Annotated in this window: 36 protein-coding genes; 6 read left to right on the top strand and 30 right to left on the bottom strand. The window is 37.8% G+C overall.

The window, feature by feature from the left end; translation table 11 throughout:
• A partial coding sequence (locus L1271_RS24050; RefSeq protein ID WP_235368981.1) for a hypothetical protein occupies window positions 1-239 on the top strand: 239 nt, incomplete at its 5' end.
• Between the two features lie 51 nt (window positions 240-290).
• Here L1271_RS24050 and L1271_RS24045 read toward each other — a convergent pair.
• The 5 genes from L1271_RS24045 to L1271_RS24025 all read right to left on the bottom strand — a co-directional run bounded on the left by L1271_RS24045 (window position 291) and on the right by L1271_RS24025 (window position 3,361).
• Window positions 291-1,193, bottom strand: a complete 903-nt coding sequence (locus L1271_RS24045; RefSeq protein WP_235368980.1) for an ArdC family protein — start codon at window positions 1,191-1,193, stop codon at window positions 291-293.
• Window positions 1,194-1,364: 171 nt separating this feature from the next.
• Window positions 1,365-1,910, bottom strand: a complete 546-nt coding sequence (locus tag L1271_RS24040) for a hypothetical protein (RefSeq protein WP_235368979.1) — start codon at window positions 1,908-1,910, stop codon at window positions 1,365-1,367.
• A gap of 22 nt (window positions 1,911-1,932) precedes the next feature.
• Window positions 1,933-2,229, bottom strand: coding sequence for a hypothetical protein (locus tag L1271_RS24035; RefSeq protein ID WP_235368978.1), 297 nt, complete (start codon window positions 2,227-2,229; stop codon window positions 1,933-1,935).
• Window positions 2,222-2,854 carry a ParA family protein gene (locus L1271_RS24030; RefSeq protein WP_235368977.1) on the bottom strand — a complete coding sequence of 211 codons (633 nt, stop codon included), beginning with the start codon at window positions 2,852-2,854 and terminating at the stop codon, window positions 2,222-2,224. The genes L1271_RS24035 and L1271_RS24030 overlap by 8 nt, the downstream gene beginning before the upstream one ends.
• Before the next feature lie 105 nt (window positions 2,855-2,959).
• Window positions 2,960-3,361: a hypothetical protein gene (locus L1271_RS24025; RefSeq protein ID WP_235368976.1), complete on the bottom strand. Its 402-nt coding sequence runs from the start codon at window positions 3,359-3,361 to the stop codon at window positions 2,960-2,962.
• Between the two features lie 99 nt (window positions 3,362-3,460).
• Here L1271_RS24025 and L1271_RS24020 point away from each other — a divergent pair, with 99 nt between their 5' ends.
• A complete protein-coding gene (locus L1271_RS24020; protein WP_235368975.1) occupies window positions 3,461-3,748 on the top strand; it encodes a helix-turn-helix domain-containing protein in 288 nt (95 codons plus the stop codon).
• 681 nt (window positions 3,749-4,429) lie between these two features.
• On the opposite strand, the gene L1271_RS24015 is transcribed toward L1271_RS24020, so the two are convergent.
• The 8 genes from L1271_RS24015 to L1271_RS23980 form a co-directional block, all read right to left on the bottom strand.
• Window positions 4,430-4,759, bottom strand: coding sequence for a hypothetical protein (locus L1271_RS24015; RefSeq protein ID WP_235368974.1), 330 nt, complete (start codon window positions 4,757-4,759; stop codon window positions 4,430-4,432).
• A gap of 323 nt (window positions 4,760-5,082) precedes the next feature.
• Entirely contained in the window at window positions 5,083-5,271 is a 189-nt protein-coding gene (locus L1271_RS24010; RefSeq protein ID WP_235368973.1) for a hypothetical protein, read from the bottom strand.
• Window positions 5,272-5,304: 33 nt separating this feature from the next.
• Window positions 5,305-5,532, bottom strand: coding sequence for a hypothetical protein (locus L1271_RS24005; RefSeq protein WP_235368972.1), 228 nt, complete (start codon window positions 5,530-5,532; stop codon window positions 5,305-5,307).
• Window positions 5,533-5,557: 25 nt separating this feature from the next.
• Complete coding sequence (locus tag L1271_RS24000; protein ID WP_235368971.1) at window positions 5,558-5,815, bottom strand: hypothetical protein; 258 nt, start codon at window positions 5,813-5,815, stop codon at window positions 5,558-5,560.
• A 107-nt stretch (window positions 5,816-5,922) separates the two neighbouring features.
• Entirely contained in the window at window positions 5,923-6,588 is a 666-nt protein-coding gene (locus L1271_RS23995; RefSeq protein WP_235368970.1) for a hypothetical protein, read from the bottom strand.
• A gap of 165 nt (window positions 6,589-6,753) precedes the next feature.
• Entirely contained in the window at window positions 6,754-7,032 is a 279-nt protein-coding gene (locus L1271_RS23990) for a hypothetical protein (protein WP_235368969.1), read from the bottom strand.
• Window positions 7,033-7,792: 760 nt separating this feature from the next.
• Window positions 7,793-8,005, bottom strand: coding sequence for a hypothetical protein (locus L1271_RS23985; RefSeq protein WP_235368968.1), 213 nt, complete (start codon window positions 8,003-8,005; stop codon window positions 7,793-7,795).
• A gap of 70 nt (window positions 8,006-8,075) precedes the next feature.
• On the bottom strand, window positions 8,076-8,792 hold the full coding sequence (locus tag L1271_RS23980; RefSeq protein ID WP_235368967.1) for a SprT-like domain-containing protein: 717 nt from the start codon (window positions 8,790-8,792) through the stop codon (window positions 8,076-8,078).
• A 432-nt stretch (window positions 8,793-9,224) separates the two neighbouring features.
• Between L1271_RS23980 and L1271_RS24805 the strand changes: the two genes are divergently transcribed.
• Both L1271_RS24805 and L1271_RS24800 read left to right on the top strand, forming a co-directional pair.
• On the top strand, window positions 9,225-9,359 hold the full coding sequence (locus tag L1271_RS24805) for a hypothetical protein (protein ID WP_268831109.1): 135 nt from the start codon (window positions 9,225-9,227) through the stop codon (window positions 9,357-9,359).
• Window positions 9,360-9,514: 155 nt separating this feature from the next.
• On the top strand, window positions 9,515-9,646 hold the full coding sequence (locus tag L1271_RS24800) for a hypothetical protein (protein WP_268831110.1): 132 nt from the start codon (window positions 9,515-9,517) through the stop codon (window positions 9,644-9,646).
• Between the two features lie 564 nt (window positions 9,647-10,210).
• Here the strand turns inward: L1271_RS24800 and L1271_RS23975 are convergent.
• The 15 genes from L1271_RS23975 to L1271_RS23905 form a co-directional block, all read right to left on the bottom strand.
• Window positions 10,211-10,930 (bottom strand): helix-turn-helix domain-containing protein, encoded by a 720-nt coding sequence (locus L1271_RS23975; RefSeq protein ID WP_235368966.1) that lies wholly within the window; start codon window positions 10,928-10,930, stop codon window positions 10,211-10,213.
• A 143-nt stretch (window positions 10,931-11,073) separates the two neighbouring features.
• Window positions 11,074-11,277, bottom strand: a complete 204-nt coding sequence (locus L1271_RS23970) for a hypothetical protein (RefSeq protein ID WP_235368965.1) — start codon at window positions 11,275-11,277, stop codon at window positions 11,074-11,076.
• Between the two features lie 256 nt (window positions 11,278-11,533).
• Window positions 11,534-11,779, bottom strand: a complete 246-nt coding sequence (locus tag L1271_RS23965) for a hypothetical protein (RefSeq protein ID WP_235368964.1) — start codon at window positions 11,777-11,779, stop codon at window positions 11,534-11,536.
• Between the two features lie 95 nt (window positions 11,780-11,874).
• A complete protein-coding gene (locus tag L1271_RS23960; RefSeq protein ID WP_235368963.1) occupies window positions 11,875-12,822 on the bottom strand; it encodes a hypothetical protein in 948 nt (315 codons plus the stop codon).
• A complete protein-coding gene (locus tag L1271_RS23955; protein ID WP_235368962.1) occupies window positions 12,803-13,027 on the bottom strand; it encodes a hypothetical protein in 225 nt (74 codons plus the stop codon). The genes L1271_RS23960 and L1271_RS23955 overlap by 20 nt, the downstream gene beginning before the upstream one ends.
• Window positions 13,024-13,374, bottom strand: coding sequence for a hypothetical protein (locus tag L1271_RS23950; RefSeq protein ID WP_235368961.1), 351 nt, complete (start codon window positions 13,372-13,374; stop codon window positions 13,024-13,026). Before L1271_RS23950 ends, L1271_RS23955 begins: the two co-directional genes overlap by 4 nt.
• Window positions 13,358-14,800 (bottom strand): TrbI/VirB10 family protein, encoded by a 1,443-nt coding sequence (locus L1271_RS23945; RefSeq protein ID WP_235368960.1) that lies wholly within the window; start codon window positions 14,798-14,800, stop codon window positions 13,358-13,360. The genes L1271_RS23950 and L1271_RS23945 overlap by 17 nt, the downstream gene beginning before the upstream one ends.
• On the bottom strand, window positions 14,800-15,645 hold the full coding sequence (locus tag L1271_RS23940; RefSeq protein ID WP_235368959.1) for a TrbG/VirB9 family P-type conjugative transfer protein: 846 nt from the start codon (window positions 15,643-15,645) through the stop codon (window positions 14,800-14,802). The genes L1271_RS23945 and L1271_RS23940 overlap by 1 nt, the downstream gene beginning before the upstream one ends.
• Before the next feature lie 12 nt (window positions 15,646-15,657).
• On the bottom strand, window positions 15,658-16,413 hold the full coding sequence (locus L1271_RS23935) for a hypothetical protein (protein ID WP_235368958.1): 756 nt from the start codon (window positions 16,411-16,413) through the stop codon (window positions 15,658-15,660).
• Window positions 16,414-16,426: 13 nt separating this feature from the next.
• Complete coding sequence (locus L1271_RS23930) at window positions 16,427-17,386, bottom strand: type IV secretion system protein (RefSeq protein ID WP_235368957.1); 960 nt, start codon at window positions 17,384-17,386, stop codon at window positions 16,427-16,429.
• A gap of 4 nt (window positions 17,387-17,390) precedes the next feature.
• Complete coding sequence (locus tag L1271_RS23925; RefSeq protein WP_235368956.1) at window positions 17,391-17,903, bottom strand: hypothetical protein; 513 nt, start codon at window positions 17,901-17,903, stop codon at window positions 17,391-17,393.
• A gap of 2 nt (window positions 17,904-17,905) precedes the next feature.
• Window positions 17,906-18,751, bottom strand: a complete 846-nt coding sequence (locus L1271_RS23920; RefSeq protein WP_235368955.1) for a hypothetical protein — start codon at window positions 18,749-18,751, stop codon at window positions 17,906-17,908.
• Window positions 18,748-21,246, bottom strand: coding sequence for a VirB4 family type IV secretion system protein (locus tag L1271_RS23915; protein ID WP_235368954.1), 2,499 nt, complete (start codon window positions 21,244-21,246; stop codon window positions 18,748-18,750). Before L1271_RS23915 ends, L1271_RS23920 begins: the two co-directional genes overlap by 4 nt.
• A 6-nt stretch (window positions 21,247-21,252) precedes the next feature.
• Window positions 21,253-21,582: a hypothetical protein gene (locus tag L1271_RS23910; RefSeq protein WP_235368953.1), complete on the bottom strand. Its 330-nt coding sequence runs from the start codon at window positions 21,580-21,582 to the stop codon at window positions 21,253-21,255.
• Complete coding sequence (locus L1271_RS23905) at window positions 21,575-21,916, bottom strand: hypothetical protein (protein WP_235368952.1); 342 nt, start codon at window positions 21,914-21,916, stop codon at window positions 21,575-21,577. Before L1271_RS23905 ends, L1271_RS23910 begins: the two co-directional genes overlap by 8 nt.
• A gap of 105 nt (window positions 21,917-22,021) precedes the next feature.
• Between L1271_RS23905 and L1271_RS23900 the strand changes: the two genes are divergently transcribed.
• Entirely contained in the window at window positions 22,022-22,270 is a 249-nt protein-coding gene (locus tag L1271_RS23900) for a hypothetical protein (protein WP_235368951.1), read from the top strand.
• Window positions 22,271-22,288: 18 nt separating this feature from the next.
• On the opposite strand, the gene L1271_RS23895 is transcribed toward L1271_RS23900, so the two are convergent.
• Both L1271_RS23895 and L1271_RS23890 read right to left on the bottom strand, forming a co-directional pair.
• Window positions 22,289-23,296 carry an ATPase, T2SS/T4P/T4SS family gene (locus L1271_RS23895; RefSeq protein ID WP_235368950.1) on the bottom strand — a complete coding sequence of 336 codons (1,008 nt, stop codon included), beginning with the start codon at window positions 23,294-23,296 and terminating at the stop codon, window positions 22,289-22,291.
• Window positions 23,297-23,298: 2 nt separating this feature from the next.
• Window positions 23,299-24,030: a hypothetical protein gene (locus L1271_RS23890; RefSeq protein WP_235368949.1), complete on the bottom strand. Its 732-nt coding sequence runs from the start codon at window positions 24,028-24,030 to the stop codon at window positions 23,299-23,301.
• A 666-nt stretch (window positions 24,031-24,696) separates the two neighbouring features.
• On the opposite strand from L1271_RS23890, the gene L1271_RS23885 reads away from it, so the two are divergent.
• On the top strand, window positions 24,697-26,639 hold a 1,943-nt coding region (locus L1271_RS23885), incomplete at its 3' end, for a TraM recognition domain-containing protein (RefSeq protein ID WP_235368948.1).

Here is a 26,639-nt window from a genome sequence, read left to right as displayed (position 1 = left end):
CAATCTCTGATTCCACTGAGCCTGAAGCGAACGTGGCCAAGAGCAAATCAATCTCTGATTCCACTGAGCCTGAAGCGAACGTGGCCAAGAGCAAATCAATCTCTGATTCCACTGAGCCTGAAGCGAACGTGGCCAAGAGCAAATCAATCTCTGATTCCACTGAGCCTGAAGCGAATGTGGCCAAGAGCAAACCTAAGAAGCTTGATAGTCAGTTAATAGCCGATTTACTCAAAAAATAAAAAGGGTGCATTGCACCCTTTCTAAATGGCCAAAAGGCCGTATCTATTGACTCATGCAACCTGCTCTATCAAGTCTTTTGACTTTTCATTGATATATTTATGAGCTTTACTAGCTGCGGCAGCTGCCTTAAAAATAAACGTTTTATCATTTTTTAGTGCTTTTAACCACGATGCTATGTATGACTCATGTTGCAAGTGTTCACCAGTTAAACCCATTTCGCCGCAAACAAATGCAGATGTTAGCTCAGCAACAAGTTCTTCGAACGCATAAGCCTCCTTTTTGTTAAAGAGGTTATTTTGCTTATCGAACCGATCTAAACGTGACTTATGTCCTGTAGAATGGGCTAATTCATGTATCAATGTTGATGCATACCCATTAGCAGACATAAACAGTTCAAGATCAGGCATAACAACTTTATCAGCGCTTGGTTGGTAAAACGCTTCAAAGCCACCATGCTTTAGCGACACACCTGCATTTTCAGCAAACTTTGTACCTAACAACTGAAAATATTCGAAAATATCGTCTGACAACATATCATCATACTCAGGAGTGACAACCTCCCTTTCAATACCCTCTATTTGCTCAATGTTAAATACATTAAATGGCTTCAGCATAGGTATAACCTTTGTTTCACCACTTTCACTGTCATCGACCTCGAGAGGCTTAAAAAAGATACATCTAGTCGATTTTTCATTAGCTATGATCCGGCCTCCTAATGCATTAGCTTGATTAAACGTTAGCCACGCATTTTGTGTATAGCCTTTTTCATGAGCTTCAAACCAAAGCAAAAGAATATTTATACCGCTATAACTTTCCTTTGTAGCAAAGTTAAATGGTAAGCCAGAAAAACCAGCATGCTTCCAAGGACATTGCCAAGGTAAGTAGCTATTTGATTCTAGCGATTTAATGATTTGGTTAGTGACTGTTTGCTGAATATCTGATTTCTTAGACATAGATTTACCTCATTGCTAGAGGCAATAGATCTGACATTTGTCAGACTATTGCCTGACAAATGTGAATGCTCATGGTTAGTCGGAATAGCGTTAGCTACTGAGCAGAAAAGCCGACGTTTTTAGGATAGCAAGTAGTAATTTGAAATCAAGGCTTTTAATAGTGAACACTATTTAAGCTATCCGGTCATCAATACTTATGTTTTTGTTTAGTCCTTTCTTTTTAATTTCTTCGGACGTAATTTGCAAAAACCTCCTGATTGGCTTAACAAACTTCTTTTGTAGCTGTTTTACACTCGACAGCTGCAAAGCTCCGGTTCTCAGCAAGGCATCAATTATTAACGATTGACTATCAAACTCAGCAAAGACTTGATGCATTTTAATTAAGGTAGGATTGTTTGGTATTGTTGATTGGTAGGCGAACGGCCAACCATCAGAGCTGGAAAACTCAGCCAACTCTATCAACTGTGTGGTGTTATATCCTGTATTTGAAACTAACTGCTCAAGCAATCCTGAGTTAATTTTTACCGCATCGAAAGTTTCTTCTAGCCTCTGATTCACAATGTCTCGAAACTCAGTATTTGAAAAGTTTTGAGTTACTTGAAAAACAGTAAATGCAGTTAGCTTGCCGAAGCTATGAATATTCCTTTTTTCGCTATCAATTAGCGTCACATCCCATACTGATGCAGAGTATTTTGACTTAAATATAATTTGTGACATAGCTATCTCCTTCACACTCTAATTACAAATCAATCTCACCGTTTATATATTTTCGGACTAGTTCTGCGACTATTTTTGACTCAGAAACCAGACCTCGCTTTTTATTAAGTGCTTCTTTTTCTGATGGCAACACATAACCAACGACACGCGCTGTCGTAGATTCGTTTGCGGTTTTCTTCGGCCTACCAGCTTTGCCTTGCTCAGACTCCATTATCGCGCTCTCAATTAAATTAGAGCTAGTAGAGCTAGGATTTTGGCTATCTATATGACGTTGCTTTTGGGCTAGGAACTCTCCTAGATCGTCATTTTTTTTACTCATCATTACCACCAAATAAATGTTTCACTAGATCATTAAAGTGCTCTTTAGGTTCTTCATAGTTTCTTCCATTTAACCCCCCATCTGTCCACATAGCTCGAACACTACGTTTCTCATCCCATATCTGGTTAAACGCCTCTGAATGTTTAATTGGATAAGTCGGGTATTTATAAAGTAAGTCCCCAGCCATCTCAAAAAGACGCTTATTACTCTTTGAGACCTTTTTATAGCTAGTTAGTAAGATAGTGATCTTTGAGGTGTAATCACTGATATCATTAACAGTCTGTATAAACTGCTGAATTTTATTAGACGACTCGCCTTTTGTTGGTATCAGGACATGATCTGACGCAAGAGCAGCAGATTTAATACGTTCATCTGTTTTTCCTGCAAAGTCAAAAATGATTACCTGGTCTTTATTAGACGTCAGATATTCTTTAGGAATACTAGTCCCCCGTTCCGGTAAGACTACGTAATCGCTCTTAGATATAATTTCGTTTAACCCGTGAGCTTGTTCATTGGTAACAATAGTTACATTGTTTATGCCTGCTTCTTTCAATGTGAATAGTAAATTCAGGGCGGTCGTACTTTTTCCGACCCCTCCTGCTTGACTAAAAATAGTAAGAATCATGTATTAATCCTTAAGTAAAAAATCCAACTCTAGGCTAGACCTAAAAAACATAAAAAACAACAAAAAACATAAATATATTTTTTGGCATAAAAAATATATTTATGTTTACAAGCACAAGCAAATATTTCGAAGTGTCTTTGAACATGCAAATTGAGATTGCATTCTTGATAGAACTTCTATTTTGTCAGCTTCAGCCGCTTCAAACGGAGCAAATATACACGCCATAGGTTCGCTATTACGTCTAGCAATGATCAGTAACAAGAATCCATCTTCAAGCTCGCTTATAGTGGGACATTCAAATAAATCTGAATAAACATAAGACTCCTCAATACAGCGAACATATAGATTCGTCATTTTCGTACCATTGGCTAGTGCAAATACATTAAAGTGATAAAAGCTTTCATTAACAAAGTGTTCTCTTAACGGTGCAATACCAATCCCTACCTTGTTTAAGAACTGGTTCATCACACTGATAGACATAGAAGCGGTCATAGCATCTGTTTCCATAAAAGATATTTCAAACTGTTGCCTTTATGTTAAAATTATCTACTATGTTCGTATTAAAAAATTAATAAATGTACCTACAACAAACGGATGCTTGAATGAATGAGAAGATCACAAAGAAAACAGCAGACTGAAGACCTAAAAGTCGAAGTCCAGCGCTCAATTAGACAAATGCGACAGGAGCTAGGTTTATCACAGAAACAATTAGCCGATAAAATGAACTCAAATGTAGTGCAAGCAACAGTATCTAATTGGGAAAGTGGAAAAACAGAGCTTACGCTTTCACAGCTAATTGATATCATGCTAATTTGTGGTAAAGATCTAGGTTCATACTTTGGCTTCTTATCACCATCAGCAAAAGTAAAGTCTGAATCAGAAAATCAGGAATGATGATGGATATTTTTAATTATATTGTATTTCCTATGTTGCTAGTTGCACTAGGGCTAGCTTGGCATTCCGACACAGGTAGGTGGTTTATATTTACAGTCCTAATAGTTGAATTAATCGATGAACTAACCATTCCTATGTCTATGCAATGGAAGCTTAACTATTATTTATGGGGCGTATTTATGAACGTCCTATTTTTCATACCTATAATTTACAGAAAAAGAATTGCAATAAAGCTGCATAACCTTACTGGCCTAAATTACTTTCAAAGAGTTTGGGAAAGCCACAGATTCACAGTTCCAGAAGGAGCTTTGATGTGTGTCTTTAGTCTGTCATTACTGGTAAATTTGATAACGTACATAGAAGTTCTAATGTACAAATACTATGTAATTGATACCGCGCTCTTTAAGTTATATATCAGAGATAACGTACAACTGGTATTGCACTTCCTAACAGGATTCGCAGCATTAACTTTTGCGCAGAGGCATAAGCATCAGGAGACTGTAAATGATTGAATTACCTTCATGGTTACTTGAAAAAGTTAAAGGCGGGGCAGGTGGTGGAGTCACTAGCCCCGAGCTGCCAGATAGAGAGTAAACTGAGCTCAATAGCAAGAAATCAAAAGGGAAACAATGTTTCCCTTTCTTGTGCTAAAAAGCAGTAGTAAGACTCATAAAGTCCAACTTAATTTAAAGCATTGTTAAGATACAATGCGGTTGTGGTAGCAATCTGATCATGCGTTAATTTCGGCTCATAAAGAGCAGAAACAATGCGAAAATCTATTACTCCATTATCATCTTTACCCATAAAAAAGACACTGCCATCATCACTTAGTGATGACATACAATGGCCGTCAACAGGTATCAAATATTGTAAATTATGCTGTGCCGAAAAAAGATAGAATTCGTGTAAACCAATTCTACCGGATATAGCTTCGATACTCAGATAATCTACAGTCTTTGAGATGTCACAGACATTCGATGATAATTCCAATAAACGTGCAAGTGTTTGCATGTGAAAAGCCTTTTAGTTAAAGGCTATACCCGACAATTGTCAGGAATAGCCTGACAATTGTGGATGCTCTTAGTTAGTCCGAATAGCAAGAAGCTATAGAGCAGAAAAGCGGACGAATTAATTGTAGGTTTTTAAATGCCGTATTTCAACAAAAGGTATTAAATTTATTGCTTTATTGTGTTGTGGTAAGCGTTAATTAGTGTTGGTAAGCTGTTTGTTATCTTGTGGTCAGCTTGCTGTCCACAGATAACGAATGGCATTATCAATGCGGTTCGCGAAGCGGAAATTCAAGCTTTCCACAATATCTACCATTTTGATTCAGGTTATTGTTTAAGCTCAATGCAGGCTTGTTCTAAGACGTTTTTAGCTGAACAACAAATACCAATAACTTTATCTTCTTTGCTGTAAAATTCATCGGACTCATTTTTGAGGAAGTCGTCACACAGTTCACGTAGTTGTTCAATTCTTAATTTTAGTGTTATATCTTTAATTTGATGCAGATTATTAAGCATTTTATTTACCTTAAAGCTAATATTTCTAGATATTTAAACTTCTGAACTACCAATCCAATGAGCACCTAAATAGGCATTCCAACCAGTTTTACTTATCTTGTAATAGTCAATAGCTTCCAAAGAATCATGTGTCCAAACTCCACTTGGCGGCGCAATGATCTTTACCAATTTCTCACCGAGGTCTTTGATTATCAAATTTTCAGCCTCGGTACCAATTAGCAAGTCGTCTTCCCCAGGTTGAGCTCTCGTTACAATCCCCATATTTGTATTCTAAACCTCAAGAAAGTTACTTTTTTCGTGCTTCTGCATACGATTTGCCCCTCCAAGGCGGTTTTTCACCCAGTAATTGGCTGCCTCGTAAATTATGATAGGGAGATGGTTCGCCAATAGGACCTGATTCATTTCTAAAAAAGTGATCTGGGGTACGCTTTAACATTTGAACAAACCCACGTTCAAAATCATTGTATTCATCTGATGATTTATCATAGGGACAGTCATATAAACTTTTTGCACTTAGTCCCTCCCTGTATGCTTTACTGACCATAAAAGTCCTTAACGATATTTATTCCAATTTGCCGCGGGTATACGTTACTCTCTTCCCGCGGGTATAGTCCCCTCGGCGACCCGCATTCTAACTAAAGCGGCTAGGTGTTAGTGAGCATGCTGGCTATTTATTCTTGCCATCAACTCAGAAAAAGATACCTGGTCAACGTTTCTATCAGTCCATGCTAAGGTCACTCCAGCGGCCTTAAGGGTATCGATAAACTTTGAAATCACTTCAGCACTTCCATTCGTGTGCATATACAATTTTCTTAAAGTTTTATCTCTTGGCTTTTTACCTTCAGGCAGCCTCATAATCCCGATCAGATTTGTTTTATGTGCATCATCCACGGTATTCGCTAGATTAGGTTTAACTTCAGGCCAAACCTCTCTTAATTTATCAAGTTTTTTCTGGAGTGGCAGCTCAATCGGTATTTGTTGATTTAACTGTACTACAAATCTCTCAAAACTAAACGCTTGCCCCCCACCTTCAAGCATCAGTTCATTAATAATGGCTTCTTGATCCTGTTCTTTAAAATAGACTATAAAGTCACCATTTCTATGGCTGCCATACACTTTGAACTCTAGAAAAACTTTCGTATTTCTTAGTTGTACGAACAATCTATCTTTAGACTCTTTATCCTCTTCAGAGAAAAACATCATAAAAACGAACCGACCACGACCTTGAGCAATCTCAAAAGCCAAAGTAGGCTCTGCTCTCCTAAGCGATTCATTATAAATAGTTCCTAATCCAGAGAGATTGAATTTAATGCTCATGGCTATCCTTATCAAAAATAATGTATGTATTGATTATGAGGAACAGGCTATACGTCGAGCCGAAACCTCACCTACCTGAACATTAATAGCGAATTTAAGCGCTACTTTCTAGTGAGCAAGTAAAACTTTCAAACTAATTTTTTTCTATAAATCCTCACCTATTTTTTACTTCTTCCAATACTGCATAACATTACGTCGATTTTCTCTTGATCTGACTTCCATTAGCTCACTAGCACCAGAACGCCTACAACCTCTTGAACGCTTTCTATCTTCCAATAGCTTTTGCAGAATATCAGACTTAGAGATGCCAATCTCATCTGCATATTCTATTAAAAGGTTAATCTTTTCGTACTTTGTGAGGGTTTCTTCGCCGTGTTCAGATTGGCTTTTAGGAAACTCAGATTCCTCATAAGTGCGAGTTAAGTTTTCCCACCACCTTTTCATTGATCTTAACAAGATGATCATCCTTATCTTTGTATCAGAGCGTATCTGGTAAAAATATACGAAAATGTTGCTTTAAAAGTCTTTTAGGCCGGAAACCAGTAAAACCTAAAAGTGGTCAATTTGACCAACTTTTTTTTTGGCAAACTGACCGATTTTAATCAAAGTTAATTTGCACTTTTGAGGCTTTGGATAGCTTTTTTAAGCGAAACAAAAAATGGATGCGACCATAATTTACATTATGTTAAAAAAGACAGGTATCCAGAAAAAAGCAAATGATAAACGAGCTCACACTAGCCAATTTTAGAACTAGCTATATAATACAATATACTGTACATATAAACAGCGCTTTAAGACTATGCCCATCATTAGATGCACTTTCAATTTCGGGAATATCTATCTCACCTCTGGCGGTTTAGCATCATCAACCAATGCAATTTGTCAAAACTCAGTCAGCTGCACAACAAGAACTGGCGAAGCTATTCGAGTTCCATTTAAGGGTTTCACATCTATTTTTAGAATGAAACAATTCGAAAATCTAACTATACACAATATAAAAGCAATTAAAGCAGGTAATTGCCTTTTTAGTGATCAACCATGGCATGAGCTAGGAGCTGACTACATAGCTGTATACATCGATGGAGCAGTCTACCTAGTACTGAATGGTCGAGGCCACCCCATCATAGATAAGGAGTATCAAAAACCGAAACCAAAGCAAACAGGGGTGCTTGTTTGCCTATCGCTAGCAAGAAAAATAAAGAAGTCACTTTAAATTCTGCTGCTCTTTGCTGCACACCCTTATTAGCATAAAAAATATAAAAAACATTAAAAATATAAAAATCACAAAAAAGATACTAGAGGCAATAATGAAACTATCCTCGATGCTGATGAAGTACTTAAAGTAGTATTGAATGCTGTCTTTATAAGCATGACCAATTGCTCCAGATAAAATGGCTAAAGCGATATAAATTTTCATAGCAGATCCTTCCTTTGTGTTTTTTATGCTAAAAAACATATTTATATTATATAACATATAATATAATTTTTTAGCACTTTAAATATGAAATATTACAATCCCCACAAACAATGTTTAATGATGGCTTACCCCAAACATTGGTACTACATTCCGGACACGTGAACTTTGCTCTTGTAGGTTTTGAGTCTGAACCAATCATAACTTCCCCATCTTCTCCTATTTCAACCCCCCATTGCTCTAACTCCGGTTTAATATCATCAATAGAGTTTTCAGCAATGGCCTGCTCTATTTTCTCTCGAGCAGGGAATCTATCAGCCCATGAGATCCTAAAACTTCGGGTAAGTAAGCTAATAGCCACCTTTTCAAAACGGCCTCCCTTAATTATATAGTCAGACATTTTATCACCAGTTTTAGCCCCTCCCTCTTTACCTGTGGCGGATGGCATTAATCCAATAGACTCCATTTTGAATGCCCACTCCTTATTATGGTATCCAGCTCGGCCAGCCTTACCAAAGTGATATTGCCAAAGGTGAGTCATTTCATGAACTAGGGTTTGCAATACCTCTTCAGGTGGGCAAATAGCAAAATACGCTGGATTCATAGCTATTTCATCAGTCTTTTCCCCATCAGTATTTATAAATCGTTCAGGTGAAAAATAACCATAAGTCCGCTTCTCTCGCTGCAAAGTTATCAAGCACTGGGGTAGTTGGCCATCAAAGAGGTGGGTGTTAAAAAAATCAAATGCTATTTGTAATTCATCATAAGTGGCTTCCGTTGGGCTACTCATATTTCATCCTTAGATTGTATTGTACAATACAAATATTAGCATAAAAATGATGCAAAACGCTCTTATTAAAGGCACAAAAAAACCGCTTTGGATAGCGGTTTTTTTAAGCTTTGTATTGGAAGTACAAAGCGAAATTCATTTGTAGATGCCCCCTCAATATAACGCTTATTGACAGTAGTGTCAAAAAAATGCACAAAAATAGTACTAAAAGCGAGCAGAATTGATAAACTAGTTATGCATCTGTTATATCGCTTTTCCACATATATCAATTTTAACCGTGAGTATAGTTATAGTGCGGGTTGGAAACCGTCTCTACTGGTCTATAGCTCAACCAAGTGGAAGGCGAAATTCATTTGTAGATGCATACAAGCGAAGTAAGTTGTAAAAATAGAGATCAGCAACTTAGCTTTTCACTCTTACTAAGGTAAGAAGATGAAAGCATTTATCGCTTCTGCTCTGTTAACAGCGGGTGTCTACTGCTTTGGTGGTGAGATTTCAACGACCTTAATCGGTATTGAGTTCACGCCAATTGTGGTAATTGCACGCAGCAAGAAAGAGGATAAATAAATCTTGCTGGGGTAACTAGGCTATCAATAGTTTAGTTATCCCATATCCACTTTTATGTTCCATAGTGAAAGCTACGTGGATTGAAAGGAACATTAACTAGGTCAGGCATCAGTCTGGCCTAGTCAGACTGATGCCTTTTTAAGGAGATAACGATAATGTTTATCGTTTATTGGATTTTCGAAGGCGTTTCATCTGAAGCTGAAGTTGAACAAACTCAAGTAAAATGCTTTTTAGCTGAGCTTGAAAAAAATGGTTGTCATAGTATCACTTATGATTCTATGTATTAGCCGGAGTGAGAGAGTAGTTACTTGGTAACTACTCTCTCATCTTTAACTGTTATGGAAAGCATGAATTTCCGCTTCGCGAACCGCATTGATAAGTCATTCGTTATCTGTGGACAGCAAGCTGACCACAAGATAACAAACAACTTACCAACACTAATTAACGCTTACCACAACACAATAAGCAACAAATGCCTATCTTCTGATAAAATAAAATAAATGATATGTGCAAGATGCGGAGCATCAGTACTATCTTTCTATTTATTTTTATCTCTATCTATTACTCTATTTAAAGCCAGCACTAATTTTCTATATAAAAGCACTAATTTTTCTTAAAGGGTCACTAATTGCGTTAAGTGTATCACTAATTTATTTTGCGCTTATTTGAGTGTCACTAATTTAATTAAGGGTTAAAGATCGACCTTTTAAGTGCCGGCTAATTTGAAGTATCAGTGGTTGAACTTGGCCAAAATGTATTTTTCGAAAATAAAAAAGAAGCCCAATAGGCTGTTTCTGACGTTCAGGCATGAAAAAGACACCGCACAGTGCAGTGTTATCTATATTTTAGCTCTATGAGGGCTTAGGTGTTCTTGTTAACGGCGATTTTCGTTTCGTACGACTACTAGTAATAATACCGAAAATATATAAAAGGCCACGGTATGACTCAACTCGCTCTTTAACTACAGAAATAAGGCCTGTTTTTATCATTGATGATATAAGAGCTTGAATAGTAGCTGCTGCCCAGCCAAGCTTTTCAGCCAACTGCTGCACAGTCTGACTATATGTATTTCGTCTATTTTTAGAGTTCAGCAAGTTAGACTCTATTTTTGCAGTGATCAGTGATTTTAGCACTAACATTTTGTGCTGATGGCGAGAGTCATAACGATGTTCAGAATGGTAAAGATCAAGCGAAACCGAATACAGATTGATATGTAATGTGATTATATCATTAGGATTTCTGGGCATCACCATCCGTGCATAAGACTGTACAAGCTTAAAACCTAACGCATGCTTGGCATTCAACCTAATCTTTCTATTGTAGTTGTCTTGTAATTCATGATGGATCAGTGGCTGCCCATGCTCGTCTTTATACAAGGTTAGTGCATGTAGAGCATTTTTTACTGCGTTAACACTATAGTTTAGATATTTAGCAATTGCAGATACGCTAGAGTTAAACGACCCGTGCTTGGCATGATGGTATGCAATATGGCCTAAAACTAAAGTTTGAGTCTCAGAACCAGTTAAATTGAGCACTTCAAGTGCGATGAATACTTGTTTTTTAGATGACATTTCCTTGAATCCTACGCATGAACGTATAATTCAAGGTTGCATAATTGTCGTTTATCATTACAATTAACCTTGAAACTATGTTTTAAACCGCGCTTTCTGTTTGGCGACAGGCGCGGTTTTCCTTTATCTGGTGACTTGTAACGTTAGTTAGCCACTTCTTGATTTTCTAAATTACTATTATCTACGCTTTCCGGAAGAGCAACTTCTTTTAAAAGCTTAGCTACTGATTCTTCAAAAAATGCTTGCTTAGATTTTGACTTGATAGCCAAGGCAACATTAAGCCGCTGGAATGTCTTAGAGTCCAACGTAACATGTACGTGCTTAAGCTTTTCAGTATCATTTTTCATGACAAAACCTTACAGTAATTTCTAATAACTATACTACACTAATACAATTGATCAATTCAATTGATCAATTGCATCAGTTGTTAAGTCTAGTACAAACTTAAGGGAATTCTTATGACCATAGCAAAAAACGTATTATGTTTTAGTTTTTATTTATTGAAAGTATGTCTCGGCCTGACTTTATCAGTGATAGTTTTGTTGTTTACGGTTTGGGTTGGTAGCGATAGCGAGTAAAGCACTACTCTCTATCGACTACATTTTAAGCGTAAAATAAGTCCAACCGTCGAGTATATATCTTGTTCTCTATGCTATGAACAACGTCTTTATTTCCGACTTTGTTTTTATAATCTCGCTCAACTTCAGCTAGCATTTGTTCAGGGACTGAAATTCTAAGGCTTTGCAAAATATCTTTATATCGAGTTAAGCTTTTCGGGTAAGGGTCGGCCTCGTATAAGTTAGAGTATACATAGTCATCAGTTTCAATTTCTGCATATTCTATAACCATGAAAAAGCCCCTTAACTTCCTATCAAAGCCCATCATGACTATTACATTTTTTCCCAAATATTGAGTTTTATGATAATGCCTAGACATAGCTTCTCCTAATCCATTAACCGCATACTATCAATGCTTTTCTGAGCTTCTCGTTTTGCACATGCTTCGTTATTTCTGCAAATACCATCCAGCGCTGATAAATATGCGTGATAATATGCAGTTAGCCTGTCTGTATTGTAGTTTCCCTCAAGCTCAGTCCGGCCATAGCCGTAATTATCCCAGCCTTGCCATCTACGCCAATCAGAATACGCATCATCTCTAAGATCATCAGCCTCACTATATGCGCGAGAACCTGCTTCCCTCGCCTTCTTTCTATGATCAATTAAGCAATTAGGGGGAATATCATCAACTAAGCCACGGCAATTATAAGCACCAGACTTCACCATGTAGTCTTCATAAGCTCGATCATATGCTTCTGATGGCGTTTCACCACTGTACACATTATTGTCGAAGTAATTGCGCTGGTAATAACTGCTACCGTAGCCGCCTCTGCCATTTTCACCTTGATAATAATATTTAGCATAGTCATCATTAATAAGGTTTTCAGCAGCCAGATCCGCTTTGTAATATTTGGTGTTTTTGTATAACTCTCGTGTAACTTCTTGGTCGTTCGTTTGCTCATAATCCTCAACGACTCTAGAGCCATCATACAATGACCGTTTTGCTTCTTCATCGAGTAGAGAGCCAGATTGCTCATTTGCATAGTCTATTGCTTCTTTTACATCTGTAGCAGAGGTTAAGAATGCAAATAAATCTAAGCATTTTGACCGCACCCCAAAGAGTTTAAATTTTAGCAAATCTGGGTCTGTCATACATTTGAGTAATACTTTCGGGCAGTCTTCGATTACGAATCCAGTTAAACCACACATCATGAAAGCACCGCTCATATCCGCAGATGACTTCCAATCGAATCCGTACGGATTTGAGTCTGGTTTTTTTGCTAGAGTGGGAATCGATAAAGACAATGTGAAAACACTAATTAAAATCCGGTTCATTATTTTGTCCTTGCTTGAGAGGCTGCAACACCTCTATTTCTTCACTTTTGATGCGCTCACCAGTCGTGAGATCCATTTCAATAATGTTTCTATTCAGCTCCAATGAACTTTTATCAATTAGCCGAGCATCATATTTTTTTGTACATCCGGTTAAGTTCAGCATCATGGCCACAATGAGTAAAATTAGAAATTTATATGTCATCATTTACTCACTCCACTTTGAAATGATACTAATTTGTTCGTGTGGTCTACCAAGATTGTATTGTTCTGACCAATCAAGCCTTGAATAGCATCATATATACTCATTGTTCTCACGCGCTTATTAATCGGGGATACTCGACCGTAGCCTATTTCAATCGCGCCTTTTGCGTGCTTGTTGTATATATCAAGCTTGTAATCTGTAGGCTCTAGTAAGTAATCAACGGCCTCTTTAACTGTCACGGTATCAGTTGGGTAGCTGGTTCTCATTTTGATTTCTAATTGGTCAAAAGCCATAACAAGACCAGGAATAAAAGCGGTTATAAAAACCATCGTTCTACATAAGTTTGTCATAGATAGTCCCCCACGGTTCTACATGCATTTCGTTTTCGATATATATCGTTATTGGTGTGCCAGTGTTCAGTGTGACAGTTGGTACTAAGCTCAAATACCTGCTTGCTAACGGTGAAAGCTGCTCCCTAATTCCACGGCCAATGTCACCACCAATATTTGTCTGTCCAGTTAATGTACTGGATGTATCGCTAGAGGTTTCACTTGAGACAACTGCATATGCTACGACTCCTAAAAACTGAGCCAATGCATGGTAATTCACTTCGTCTTTTATCCCTCCAATTCCCATTGCATCCAGCGCTTGAGCACTTTGAGAAAAATCAACACGATTACCATTAGGAAGAACAAACCAGTTTATTGTTAATCCCATTCTTGCTTGGATCGGCTCATTAATATTGGATATACGAACAGCCTTACCATCAACAATTGTTCCCTTTGGAAACAAAATGGTTTCATAGTCTGCATCGTAAACATCTTGAGTTATTTGGGCTTTAAATGGCTTGTTTGTGTAGTCACTCATTACGGTTTGAGATAGCACAGCTTTAATTGCTGTAGCGGTAGGCAATTTAACTCCGTTTATTCCTATTTCATTCGCTTTAGTTACTTCAGCACCTACAATTCTAGGTTCGTCCGTTCTAACTTTACTATAGCGTGGCCGATGGTGTTCACGAACTTGAGCAATATCACTTGCCAAGCTATTCAAATCACCGGAAGAATAGTCACCAGAAAGAATTTTGTTCTTGAGTGCTTCCGCTTCAGCTGCTTTCGCTTTTATTTCTGCCAACTTTCGATTAATCGAGTTAGGCCGTTCACTATGTTCTGAAACAGAAGCAGCTCGCGATTGGCCACCAGTTGTTATTGTTACTGGTGCTAATGTAACGCTACCGCGCCGAGCCTCTAACGCTCGCTTTCTCTCTTGGACTGCAAAATCTTCTTCGGTACGCTCAAGCTTAACTTCAGTATTCGCATAATTCTCAATATCAACTAGAGTCCTGACTTTACCACTTGCAATAACGTCTTTCTTAAAAGCCTCGTATTCACTAACAGATTCAGATTCGACCGCGGGTGAATCTGATTTAGACTCAGGGACGTATGGTCTCGCCTCATCAGCAATGCGTTGCCTTGCCTCTTGTATAGCTTCATTAGACTCTTTGGTTCGATTATTACGCTCCAAACGCAACATTTCACTCTTAACAGCATCGTTAAAATTACCCACCTCCTTTTGCTCAGCTTTAACGACCACTTCTTTTTCTTTGGCTACAGGCTCTTCTTTTTTAGCAACCTTTTCATCTTCAGATGAAAAGGAGTTAATTAAGCCCCATAGAAAAGCGAATGAAACAAACACAAACATAAGAATCAAATACTTTTGTACTTTAATTTTAACTGTGCCAGCTTCTTCGTTAATTTTAGGTTCAAGCTCCTTTGCCATTAGAACTCACCCCGACTTGTTGTATCAGCTCGAGAGATCTTGACTTCATCTTCTTTATATTTCAAAGACAACATCGGATAGATTCCAACTACACGATATAGATCTGCTACTTCATCATATTTAGCTTCTATCAACTCCGGTTCACCATTAATGACAGCTTCAATAGCGGGCAATCCTTTATTGTCATTAGTGAGACGTAGGTATGTAAAACGTCCATCGTCATACACATCACTAATTAGGTCACTGCCAATAAACGAGCGACGTGACGTTGAGGCTTTCCAGTTGTATCGAGTATAAATATGATATCGATACTTTCTAACAGCCTCGATCACTGCCTCACGTTTCTCTTTTTCGGATTGTGACAACAAACGTCTATAATTCGACTCCATTGCTTTTATCTTAGTTTCTAGCTCCTGAGTGCTTGCGGAGCTACCGCGACTTTCTAAGGCGCGCAGCTGGTTAGCATTTAATGTCGGATTATTTATTATTCTCACACACGCTGAGAACTTGGATTCATCAACCTCAGTAATGAAATCAAACGAATTACCATCAACTGTTAATGCACTGATAGTTGTGCGCGTTCCAAGTTCTTCATTTGAGGTAGGCGTAATAAATAAGTGCTTACCTTTTCCAGTCGCATCCCACAGAGCATTCGCATTTACAGGCTGCATCTCAAGTTCAGAAGGCAAAATCACATGCACATGCTTATAAAGGCCAGCGTAGATTTTTAATGGTTTAGATTCGTGCCACATGACACGTTTACATGGCGTTTCACCAGCTATACTTGAAGCCGTAAATGTAAATGCAAGTGCCAAAGAGGCAATACAAGAAGTGAGTTTTTTCATTATGTAGTTCCTTTATTTTGTTTCTGTGTAAGCGCCATCGATGCGTGACTTTTCCGACAGGATCTCTAAACCTAACGGGTTCACCTCAAAGAACTTTTTCTCTTTACGTTTGAGTTCATTGAGTGACAACAATGTCCACGATAGATTTACAATTCTGCGAACAGGCCTAGATACCTCATTTCCATATTGGTCTTTATCAACTTCCTTAATATAGGCTGCTGTTCGTATCACCGGCTTTTTGCCAGAAGCAAAGATGGCATCATCAACAATGTCTTGGTGATCAAAAAACAGAACACTAATTTCTGTTTTAATTGGTGAGCGGGATGTTGATAGTGTGCCAGCCACTTCAACAGCATTTCCGCCTGTAGGCTTCATGAAATCAGTATGTACGGGTTTAGACATGAACGTTGTGGCACGCCCGAAATCATTTCGGATTGTTTGAGGTATGCGCTGATAGCGATACTCTAGATAATCCGTTAAGAGTGAATCTATTGTTGTTCTAAAAAATTTTTGTGGAGAGTCCGGCGGAGTAAACTGTATGCGCCACTGCCCATCCGGATACAACATAACCCATCGATATTCAGGGGCTTTATTTGCATCCTTATAGGCATTATTTAGCATAAATAACATAATTAATATAACCAACACTAAAGTAATACTTAACAGAAACCACTTTGAGTTGCTGCTGATTAACTTACCTTTTGTTTCCGGTGATTCAAACGCCTTATTTATACTTTTATGTTCGTCTTCGGTATTTAACATAGTCATATAGAACCTATCCTTAAATAAATTTTCCTAACACTTTTGCTGCTAGCTTCATTCCGCCTCTCATAGCCGAATTACTAAATCCGCTACTGCCTACACCACCTGCAATAGAACTCGAAATCTTACCCGCTCCCAATATGAAAATTATGCCTACTACACTATTTATGATGAGCATTGTCATGACTCCACCATCAGACATTGGATCAACCAACACAGTCGAATCTAATGTTTGAGATGAATCGAAATGCCCAATCATCGCCATGGTTAGTAACGAATAAACAACCCCAACACACCGTACAACAAAAGCAAATACAGCCATTGAAAGCATTAAAGATAGCCAACGGTCGAACAGAAAACGGGTGGACGGATGAATAATGAAAGGCAAAAAAACGGGCCCAATAATTTGAGCTAATGCAAATCCAAAATTAGCGTAAATCTCTGAAATGCTAATAACTATTTCTAGAATTATTTGGCATAGAATGGTGATACCAAAAAATATCAGTATCTCTATTGAGTCAAAAATGGTAACTGGCGTTATTTCAATCCTATCCCATAACGCGCCAATATAAGTGGATAAATACCACCTACTATCTGTACCCACAGCGATTTCTTGTAGGCCAAGAGCCGATACGTCAAAAAACGCAAAAATGCCAGACGTCCATATCATGTAAGTCTCAGTCAATATGCCTAAGATAAATGCAATAAAAACAGGGGTGAGCAAGTCAAAAGAAAACCCGACCAGCACAAAGCGAGCTATAGCAAAAAATAGCAACGCAAAGTAAAGCACCCTAACAACGATCACCCCTAACTGCTGCACAACACTATCAGGTTCAGTTAAGATGTTATTGATAACAGTTGCTAGTTCAGCTTCAAAACGATCATTGACTTCTACTCTATCCACATTAATTTCAGCTATTGATTCAACTGAAAAAAAGCATACAAACAGAATTAAACTGAACCTAAGAAAAGTGGCCATGACTCTACCTTACACAGTATTTTCCACTTGAGAGAAAGCCAATAATGCGCTCTATCTCACAAATCTCTCGATTGACTTGTTCAAAGGTTAATTCTCCAAGTTTAGGCTTACCGAACTGCGTCACTTGCCTTGTTTTTTTGCGAGTGTCACTTAACTCAAGCAGCACCGTTTTGAGTTTTGTTGCTGTTGTACCTGACGAAAGCTTATTGATGTAATGAGCCTGTATGTACTCATCACTTCCTCTTTTAAGCATGGGGTGTGGATTATCATTCTCGACTTGAGTTATACAATTCATTCTTTCAGTATATGAATATTCTTTTTTCCTACACTTCAACAAATTACTATCAATTACTTTATCCCGTTTAACACTCTCTTTTCCGTACTGGATAGAATATTCATCGTCCATATATGGCTGATTAGTATGCCAAGGTGGCTGTTCATATCTAACAATGACATCCTTGGCCATACTGTGGAGTGATAATAACCCTAGTGCTATAAGTGTATGTTTAAGTTTCATGATTAATCCCTATACGTTATGTTGTTTGATGTGATTGATTCTGCTTTAATAATCTTCCGCTCTAATGCGTCAGCTTGCTTTCTAGCAACAATTTCTTCGATTGATAATTCAGATCTGTTTTCAGCAGAATTTTTACGCATTTCCGCCAACTGTATTTTTTGCTGACTAACTAATAAATGGGCTATTGTTTGCAACGTAGGTAACTCAGACTCTGGGCCCAAAGAATCAATAGTGCTTTCTTGCCTCCTAAGGTTTTCCTCAAATAACTCTAGCTGTGCATCATAACCTTCATTTAACGCTGCCTTATTTACAGTCGCTTTCTGATAATTAATAATGACTTCAGCCTGCGCAACAGCATTCGGGTTATTTGGAAACAATGCATCGATACGTTGCAACGCGTTTTCTACATCGTCAATTCCACCATACTGAATAGCTCTAATTTCATCGACTGCAACCCATACATCTAACATCTCTTGAGTCATGTTTGAAAATTCAGGTGCGACAAATTGAGAGAGGTTCGAATTAGTTACCAACGCAAACGCCTTTCGCATATCGCGCGATGAAACTAATTCTGACAAATCTTGTAGATTCGTGAGCATCGTTTCGTATTCCCTTAGCATTTGCTCATACTCTTTAATTTGATTTGCTATTTGTAGCCCCTGCTTTACGCCTTGCTGGATCATTTCAGCGTACTGTGTTAATTGCTGTGAGTAATCAACCACAGCTTGAGCAATACTGGCTATGTCGATGACAGGGAATCCAGCAGCATGAGCCTTATTTATATTGATAGCATTTAATGTCAGTGCGCTAGCTACACACATTGAAACCAAAATACGCCGTAATTTCATAGAACCCCCATTTCCTTTGCTGCATGTTGTAATGCTTTGTTTATATCATTAGGGTACATTTTGAACGCTTTCTCCCTAATATCGCGTTCCATTGATTGAGATGCGTTTATTACGAATTGAGCTGCATCAACATTTAGATCTACAACCGTGGAAATTCCTAAATCGCGTTGAACTAGGTAGAACTGTTTTTTTGGCGTAAGCTTGGCGATTCGCTCACATTCACCATCGGTTAGATTAAATGTACTTTTGTAAACGTTACTATCCATTTCCGAATCAGGCATAAAAAGCAACGCACTTGCAGCTGTTCTAAGAGCGTCCCACCCCTGACACTTAGCATATTCTTCAGGGTTTTGTGACCAAAGCCATATTCCACCAAAATATTTACCTATACGCCTCGCTGCACTCACTATTTTTGAACCCGCATCAGGCATACCAAGCAAAACATGACTTTCATCTATATCTAAAATTTTTGGAACAGTGCGAATCTTTGGGTTTTCAAATAAACGGTTTGCCCGAAAAAATAATTCGCGCATGACTATGGGTAGAAGTGCTTCGTTGTCTTTGATCGCTTCTAGGTTGAAAGCTGAAAGTCGCGTTGTAATTGATGCTGAGCTATCACTGCGAGAGTCAAAAAAGTTACCCAATAGTCCACCTTGTACGAATCTCGCTAACTTATCTGCGGCTTGGGTTTGCAAGTGAATAACCAGATTAGAAAGCGTTTGACGCTCTTTAGGTTGACGCAAAATATCCGTGAGGGCATGGTCAAGGTCTTTTTGTTCTTCAACCGTCAGCTTTCTTAGATCTTCACTAGAGTTTAACTGTAGTAAAGCCTCAATTTGCTTATAAAAGTGCTCTATAAATGTTTTATCATCAATACCATTAGCGGCAGCTAATAAGTTAAACCCACTATTGGGATCGTCTGTGACCTTAAATAGCGAACTGTAGTCGGAGAAGTATTCTACTAGAGACTCAGAACCGGCATCGACATCGACGGATAAATGATAGCCCCCATACTTCATATTGTGAGACGCTAGCGTTGCTCTTGTAAACGACTTACCAGAGCGAATAGGCCCGACACAAATAACAACACATTTGCCGCCCACAAACGGATTGAATCCGAACAGCTTATTATCAGCTGTTTGCAAATAGATGAGGCATTCTTCGTCTAAGCCAGTTTGACGCCAATGTTTAGAACCTTCAGACGTTTGATATAGGAGTCCAAGAGCTCCCACATGGCTTGTATTGGCTGTATGTGACCTCGGGTGTTTGTTATCACCTGCGAGCCATATAGACTTAAAAGCTTCCTTAAGTGATGCGGATTCCCATATAGTAAAAATCCCATTTGAGCTTAATCTTAGATTGATATCATCAACCCATTTATTAACGTTTTCCGGTAATTCATCGTAAACAACCACTTTGTTGTTTAGTTGTCCTAGCTTCACAGTATCATTTGATGCCACTTCTTTAAGCTCTTTAAGCAAATCTTTATGGTAATCACTTAGCCGTGACTCATCGATGACATCACTACCACTCACAAGAGACGTCAATTTGATTGTCTTTCTATTAATATCATCTGTTCTCGAGCGAATCATCGATGCTCTTTTTAATCTAGGCAAAGGTCGCCAGCGTTGCTGAATGATATAATTTCCATCACATAGTACTGCTGGTTTATCACCTTTAGAAAACGCAGCCAATGGTGTGTATTCACCACCGTAATTCAGCACCGAACCTATTCGAGCATATATCGTTTTAGCGCCTGATATTTTTAAAAACGACACTCCGTTAATAACTACAGATTCAATTTCTCCCGTAGATAGTGCTTCGTCCCATGCTTCTATAGGGGGGACTTCCTGCTGCGATAAATAATGATGCTCTAAATTAACTAAATAACGCATAAACGACCAAAGCGACGAGGTTTCTAATTTAGTATTCTCGAATGAAATCAATGACAACTTATCAGTGTATGTTGTCAGTTCGTTATGCAATCTAGTTAAGGTGTCCTCGAACTCATTTTTATGAAAGAGGATTGCATCTTTTTCAGAAATAACAGCGCGTAACCGTTTCCTAGCGGCCTTGTCAAAAACACACGAAAGCACATCAGTTAAAAACCTAATATCTGTAAACTTATTTAAATTTGATGGCGTAGGCAGTTCAATAAAGTGATAGATGCTAGATTCAGCGAGTTCAAGGCTATTCAGATAGTTTGCTCTACGGTTTACAACGGCATTAACTCGTTCATCCTCTCTCGCTCTAGGATTGTAATTCTCCGTTTTATGATGGCAGTAATATTGGTACAAGGTTGCTGATTCAGGCATCAGCTGCACAATGGCACGATAAAGTGCAGCTACTTGTTTTAGCTTATCTTGCGAAGCACCTATTGGATCAACACCTGCTATTTTAGCACCTGCAATCAAAGAACTATTCTTGGTAATATATGCATCTCTAAATGCACCCAATATGTTCAGGTGTTCATTTATCGGCTCATTGTGCTCCATAGTCTTTTACCCCGCGTTCCCGCTCAAATAGGTAAACCAGAGAGGTATATTAAGCAAAACGATAACTCCGATAGCAACACGCATAGCCATAGCCATTACAGGTCCAGCCTTTGGAGCAAACACCCACAAAACAACTACAACAAGTAATGAAACAAACCCAACAGCGAACACACCAGGACCAGCAAGAGTATTCACAACATCTTGCACAAAGTTTGTTATTCGTACTAAAGGCCCTGCGGGTGCATCTCCGATATCAAATACTCTTGGTGTCGCAAGTGCATTACCAGAAAAGATAGCTAACAATCCTACTGCTCCACAGCGTAAAAAATTAAACATTAGGGTTCTCCTTAATTTGTATAGTCTCAAAAGTAGATACAGCGTAGTCGTTATCTAAAAAACGAATCGCCATTGGTTTTTTTAAATCATGTACATATTTATCAGCGCTTAAGAATTCAGAAAGATATAAATTCGCAGCTTCAGGATCGTCTTTGTGCAATGCATATAGGGGAACTACAGTTGCAACTAAGAACGCCAGCCCAAAAGGAAAGCTGATCATTACTACTAAAATAATTGACATCCCTACAGCCCCCCCAAATAGTTTTGAAGGAATCCCTAAAACTAGGGCCCTATCGTTGAAAGAACGGTAATTTTTCAATTCATCTGTTATCATTGCCAATACTCAATTTAACAAAGCAAATAAAAAGTGACACCACTTTTTATTTATATATGATACCAAAAAAATATCAAGTTGATTTTATATCTATGGGAGATAAGCTTGAATTACTTTGACCGCGGCGTGAATCGCATTTCTGGCACAGCCAGAATCCCAGAAAGTGTAGATAAAGACCTTGTGAAACTACGAGATCTGATAAGAGAGGAAACCAACATAAAGGTGTCTAAAAACGACCTTGTTACAATTGGTGCAATAATAATTTCTCAGATTGACAGAGAGAATTTACAAGAATTAAAAGAAGTCGGAAGTTATAACGAGCTCTTAAATGAATTAAAGAAAAACATAAAGTAATGTTGCAATCCTTTATATTTAAAAAGATTTTTTATGACACTCATCGAGAGTGTCATAAAAATAGGCAGTATCTAATGCATCCCTACTTGTGTTAACAACAGCTATTTCGGTTATTTTTCGTCCATGATTATTACACCTTTTACAATGTACAAAAATATCAATAGATGAAAGTATTAGAGTTTTTGCAAGTTCGAATTTTACATATCCTAGCGTACATAGTAAATACTGCAAACGACTAACGGCTGCATTAGCACCGTTAGCATGTATTGAAGCAGTACACCCATCAACCCCTGTATTGATAGCTTGGATTAAGGCATTGGCAGCCAAACCATCTCTGATCTCACCAACGACTAATTTAGAACCAAACTGTCTAAGTGTTGTTTGGATTAAGCGCTCCATAGAAACAGAAACGTCCCGTTTAGCTGCGGCTTCCATATTTACCACATTTGGATGACTTATATTTATTTCGTTCGTGTCTTCAACAATGAGTATACGTTCTTGATCTCCAAGCGAATCAATCAGGTTTCTCATTACTGTAGTTTTCCCCGAACCAGTATTACCACTAAATATTATATTCTTACCATTTGAATATTCATTAACAAGGAAATGCCACATTTCAGGAGTCATGTAGTTGTTTGAAATCATTACTTCAGGAGTAACTAACCCACCTGATTTTCTAGCAATCCTGATTGTCACGTTAATTCCCTTTGGACTAATCACATCATGAACAGCACAAATACGACTGTCATCAGGAAATCGTGCATCTAAAATAGGGTTTGCTTCATTAAACTTTTGACCTAGCGCTGAAGCAATTTGAGTAACAAATCTTTTTAGTTCGGCTTCATCACTAAAGGAGCTTTCAATTTTAGCTATCCCGTCCGTTCTTTGAACAAGTATATTATCAAATCTATTTATCATTATTTCAGAAACATGATCATCTAAATAGCACGGTATTATAGGTGACATATAATCCTCAACACTCCGCCAGTGATCAATTTTAATTAAATTATCTCCAAAAACACTCATAATCACACCATTAAAAACTTAAATTTATCTCTATCAAAATCACTTGGAACAAAACAAAAATCAGAATCAGAAGATTCCTTGATAAAATACCTTGAATTAACACAATCAACTAACGGCCACTTTTCTTGGTCAAAAATCCTTTTATAGTTAGCCAATAGAGATTTACTTTCAAAAAACCAGTAAACTTTTTCATATATATTTGAACTAGAATTTAGATACCCAATTTGCTGCTGAAATTTATAATAAACTCTACTAGGTTTTTTTCTTGTCAACTCAATTTCCAAACCAACCCGAACACCATTTTCAGCAATTATTGCATCTGGGACAACTTGAACATTACTAAATTTTTTCTTAATTATTTTTTCACTTAGAACAGAGTATGCATCAACACCAGAATCTAAAAGAACTGATTGAATCGCCAAGTTATGCCTTACCATAGAGGTTGGTATATGCCTCTTCAAAACTAATGAATCAATATCAAAATCATCATTTATAGTTAGTGCTCTTTCAAATCCAGACTTAGTTAGGACAATGAGCTTCATACTACTAGATATTGATATTGGATCTCTGACAAAAGATATTAATCCACTTCTATTTAAAGCTCGATAAAACTGACTTAAAGCACCATCACTAACACCTAATAGTTTTGAAACTAACTTTCTATTTGTATAATCGAAAAGCAAAAGCCATCTAAGCAAAATCTTTTCTTTCTCTAAAAAACGCTCTTTAGACATAACCAACCTTTTATGTTTTGTACAATACAAACAACTGTATTGTACAAAACAAAAATAATACTTACAGACAACACAAAAAAATGATGCTCCCGCCCTAGCGGGACGTTATTTTTTGGGGGAGCCGCCAAGTGAGACAATCGCCCCAGCGATTTCAGGCCGCCCACGGCCGTGCGCTTGGTGGGGGCTTGCCCCGCCCGTCAAAGCAGAGCGTGACCCCCCGCTTTCGCGCTGAGAGGTCATCGGCTCACATGGATAAAATGCGCTAGCTGTGACAATTTGCGAAGAATGAGCAAGTTGGCACTGTTAGCGCTTATCCATGGGATATGACCGCGCTCTCTTAGTATTTCGAAGAGACTTTAGGCTCGCACGAATACTTTAGAGACAGCCGCCGAAGGCGGGGGGTCACGCTTGCGTGACGGGCGCGGGTGAATTTTTAGCTTTGTTGGGCGTCCAGCCCATAAGAAGCTAAAAAGAGGGTTTACCCTCAACCCTTTAAAAACTTGTTTTTTAAAGGGTTTTCTTTGATTTACCATTCAAAAAACGCTTTCGAAGAAAGTGCTTTTTGAATGGTAAATTGCCTTTGATATATATCATAATACGTATTATTCTATATATCAAAGAAAGTATTGTATCAATAATATCTTTTGTAATATAAGGAGATGTACCTTGGAAGCACTACAGAGCTGGATTCAGAATGCTCTTATACAATTGGGTGATGGGATTGATCCGTGGCTCAGTATAGTAATCTGTCTTTTTATATCTACTATAGCGATATTGGGAACAACCCCAATTCGCGTTACAGATGAAAATGGGTTAGGTGAACTGATACCAATTTACATCCGGAAGTTTGTATTAGCACTGGCTCTGTTCAGCCTAATTTTCTTGCCACTAATAGTTCTGTTCTTTTCAGAGGTAGCATTCTCCAAAGTCAACTTCACCCGAATGCTACTCAGTGAAGTTAAGGCAGAGATTAACCAGAACATAATTATTTATATTGGATGTTATTTCTTTCCATTCATATGGAGATACATCACCTTAAGATACTTACCAACATACCTATCAAGTTTAAAAAGACGCTTCTCGTTTAAGGTTTCAAAGGACAGCCTAAGTGACATTAGAACTGAAGTTGAAAAATTAAAAAGCATTGATTATGACGTTGAAAAATACTTTAAAGATAATTTTATTTTTTTAGGTTTAGATGAAAAGAAAGAACCGATATATGTTACTGATGATGATTTCAAGAAAAATAACATTAACTGTATTGGTCCAAGCCAAACAGGTAAAGGCGTTCTTCAACAGATGCTTATAAAGCAAGCAATAATAAAAGGGTGGAATGTTATATTCATCGACCAAAAGCCAGATGACTTTATACCTGATGTTATGAGAGAGACTTGTCATAGCAATAAAAGAAATCTTATTACATTAGATCTTAACGGTGTATCAAGTGGTAGTTATTGTCCATTTTCTGGCGGGACAACAAGAGAAAGATATTCAAGATTCGTTTCCGCATGCGATTTACAAGACAATGGTGGAGATGGTGACTTTTACAAGGGAATTGAACGGTCTGCAATAAGTGAGATAATTCCACATTGGGATGGTTCTATAAGAGAAATTGATACCTTTTTAAATGGAAAAGACGGCACTATAGAACGTGCAATTGGTGAATGGAAAACTAACAAATTTAGAGAGTCATTGAATAAAGTTTCTAGTCGGATTGTTGAGTGGAAGTATTTAAAAACAATTATGGCAAAGTCGAATAGAGGTTTTAATGTTGAGCGAACACTAAAAGATGGCGGCGTTGCAATAGTTAGAGGAAGTGTCGATGATAAATTGGTTATAAAGTTCACTCGGGTAATAATTTCTGAAATTATTAGCACTGTTTTAAGACTCGGAAAAGTAGGAAAAAAGGCTCATACATTCTTAGTTATTGACGAAGCTAGATTTGTTATATCTGATGAATTAGCAAAAGCACTAGCAACTATGCTTTCAAAAGGATGTAATACAATGATCAGCTATCAATCTGTATTAGACACTGAGAACATAGATGATAAAAACATCAATGCTAAAAGTGTATCTCAATCTATTAATGTAAACTCAAATTATACTATTTGCTATAGAACTAAAGATAATGAGACTGCTGAGTGGCTATCGTTACAAACTGGTGTTATACAGAAATCGGTTGCAAGGATGGAGAATATAGATGTTAATAGACAAGGTGGTGAAGTTTGGAATGATTCTAAATCGTTAAATAATATTGAGGAAGCTCTGATACATACAAATATTTTAATGTCATTACCTGAGCGCGTAGCTGTTTTCTTAAAACCAAATTCATTAGCTAAATTGTGTTACACCAGCTGGATCGATGTATCAGAAAGTAGAGGACTCGAGCCCAAGAACAGCAATAAGTCTGAATCGAGTATGGCCAAGAGCAAATCAACCTCTGATTCCACTGAGCCTGAAGCGAACGTGGCCAAGAGCAAATCAATCTCTGATTCCACTGAGCCTGAAGCGAACGTGGCCAAGAGCAAATCAATCTCTGATTCCACTGAGCCTGAAGCGAACGTGGCCAAGAGCAAATCAATCTCTGATTCCACTGAGCCTGAAGCGAA

This window comes from Pseudoalteromonas sp. OF5H-5, from assembly GCF_021530695.1.
In the GTDB taxonomy this organism is placed as follows: domain Bacteria; phylum Pseudomonadota; class Gammaproteobacteria; order Enterobacterales; family Alteromonadaceae; genus Pseudoalteromonas.
This window is presented reverse-complemented; position numbering and strand designations above follow the sequence as displayed.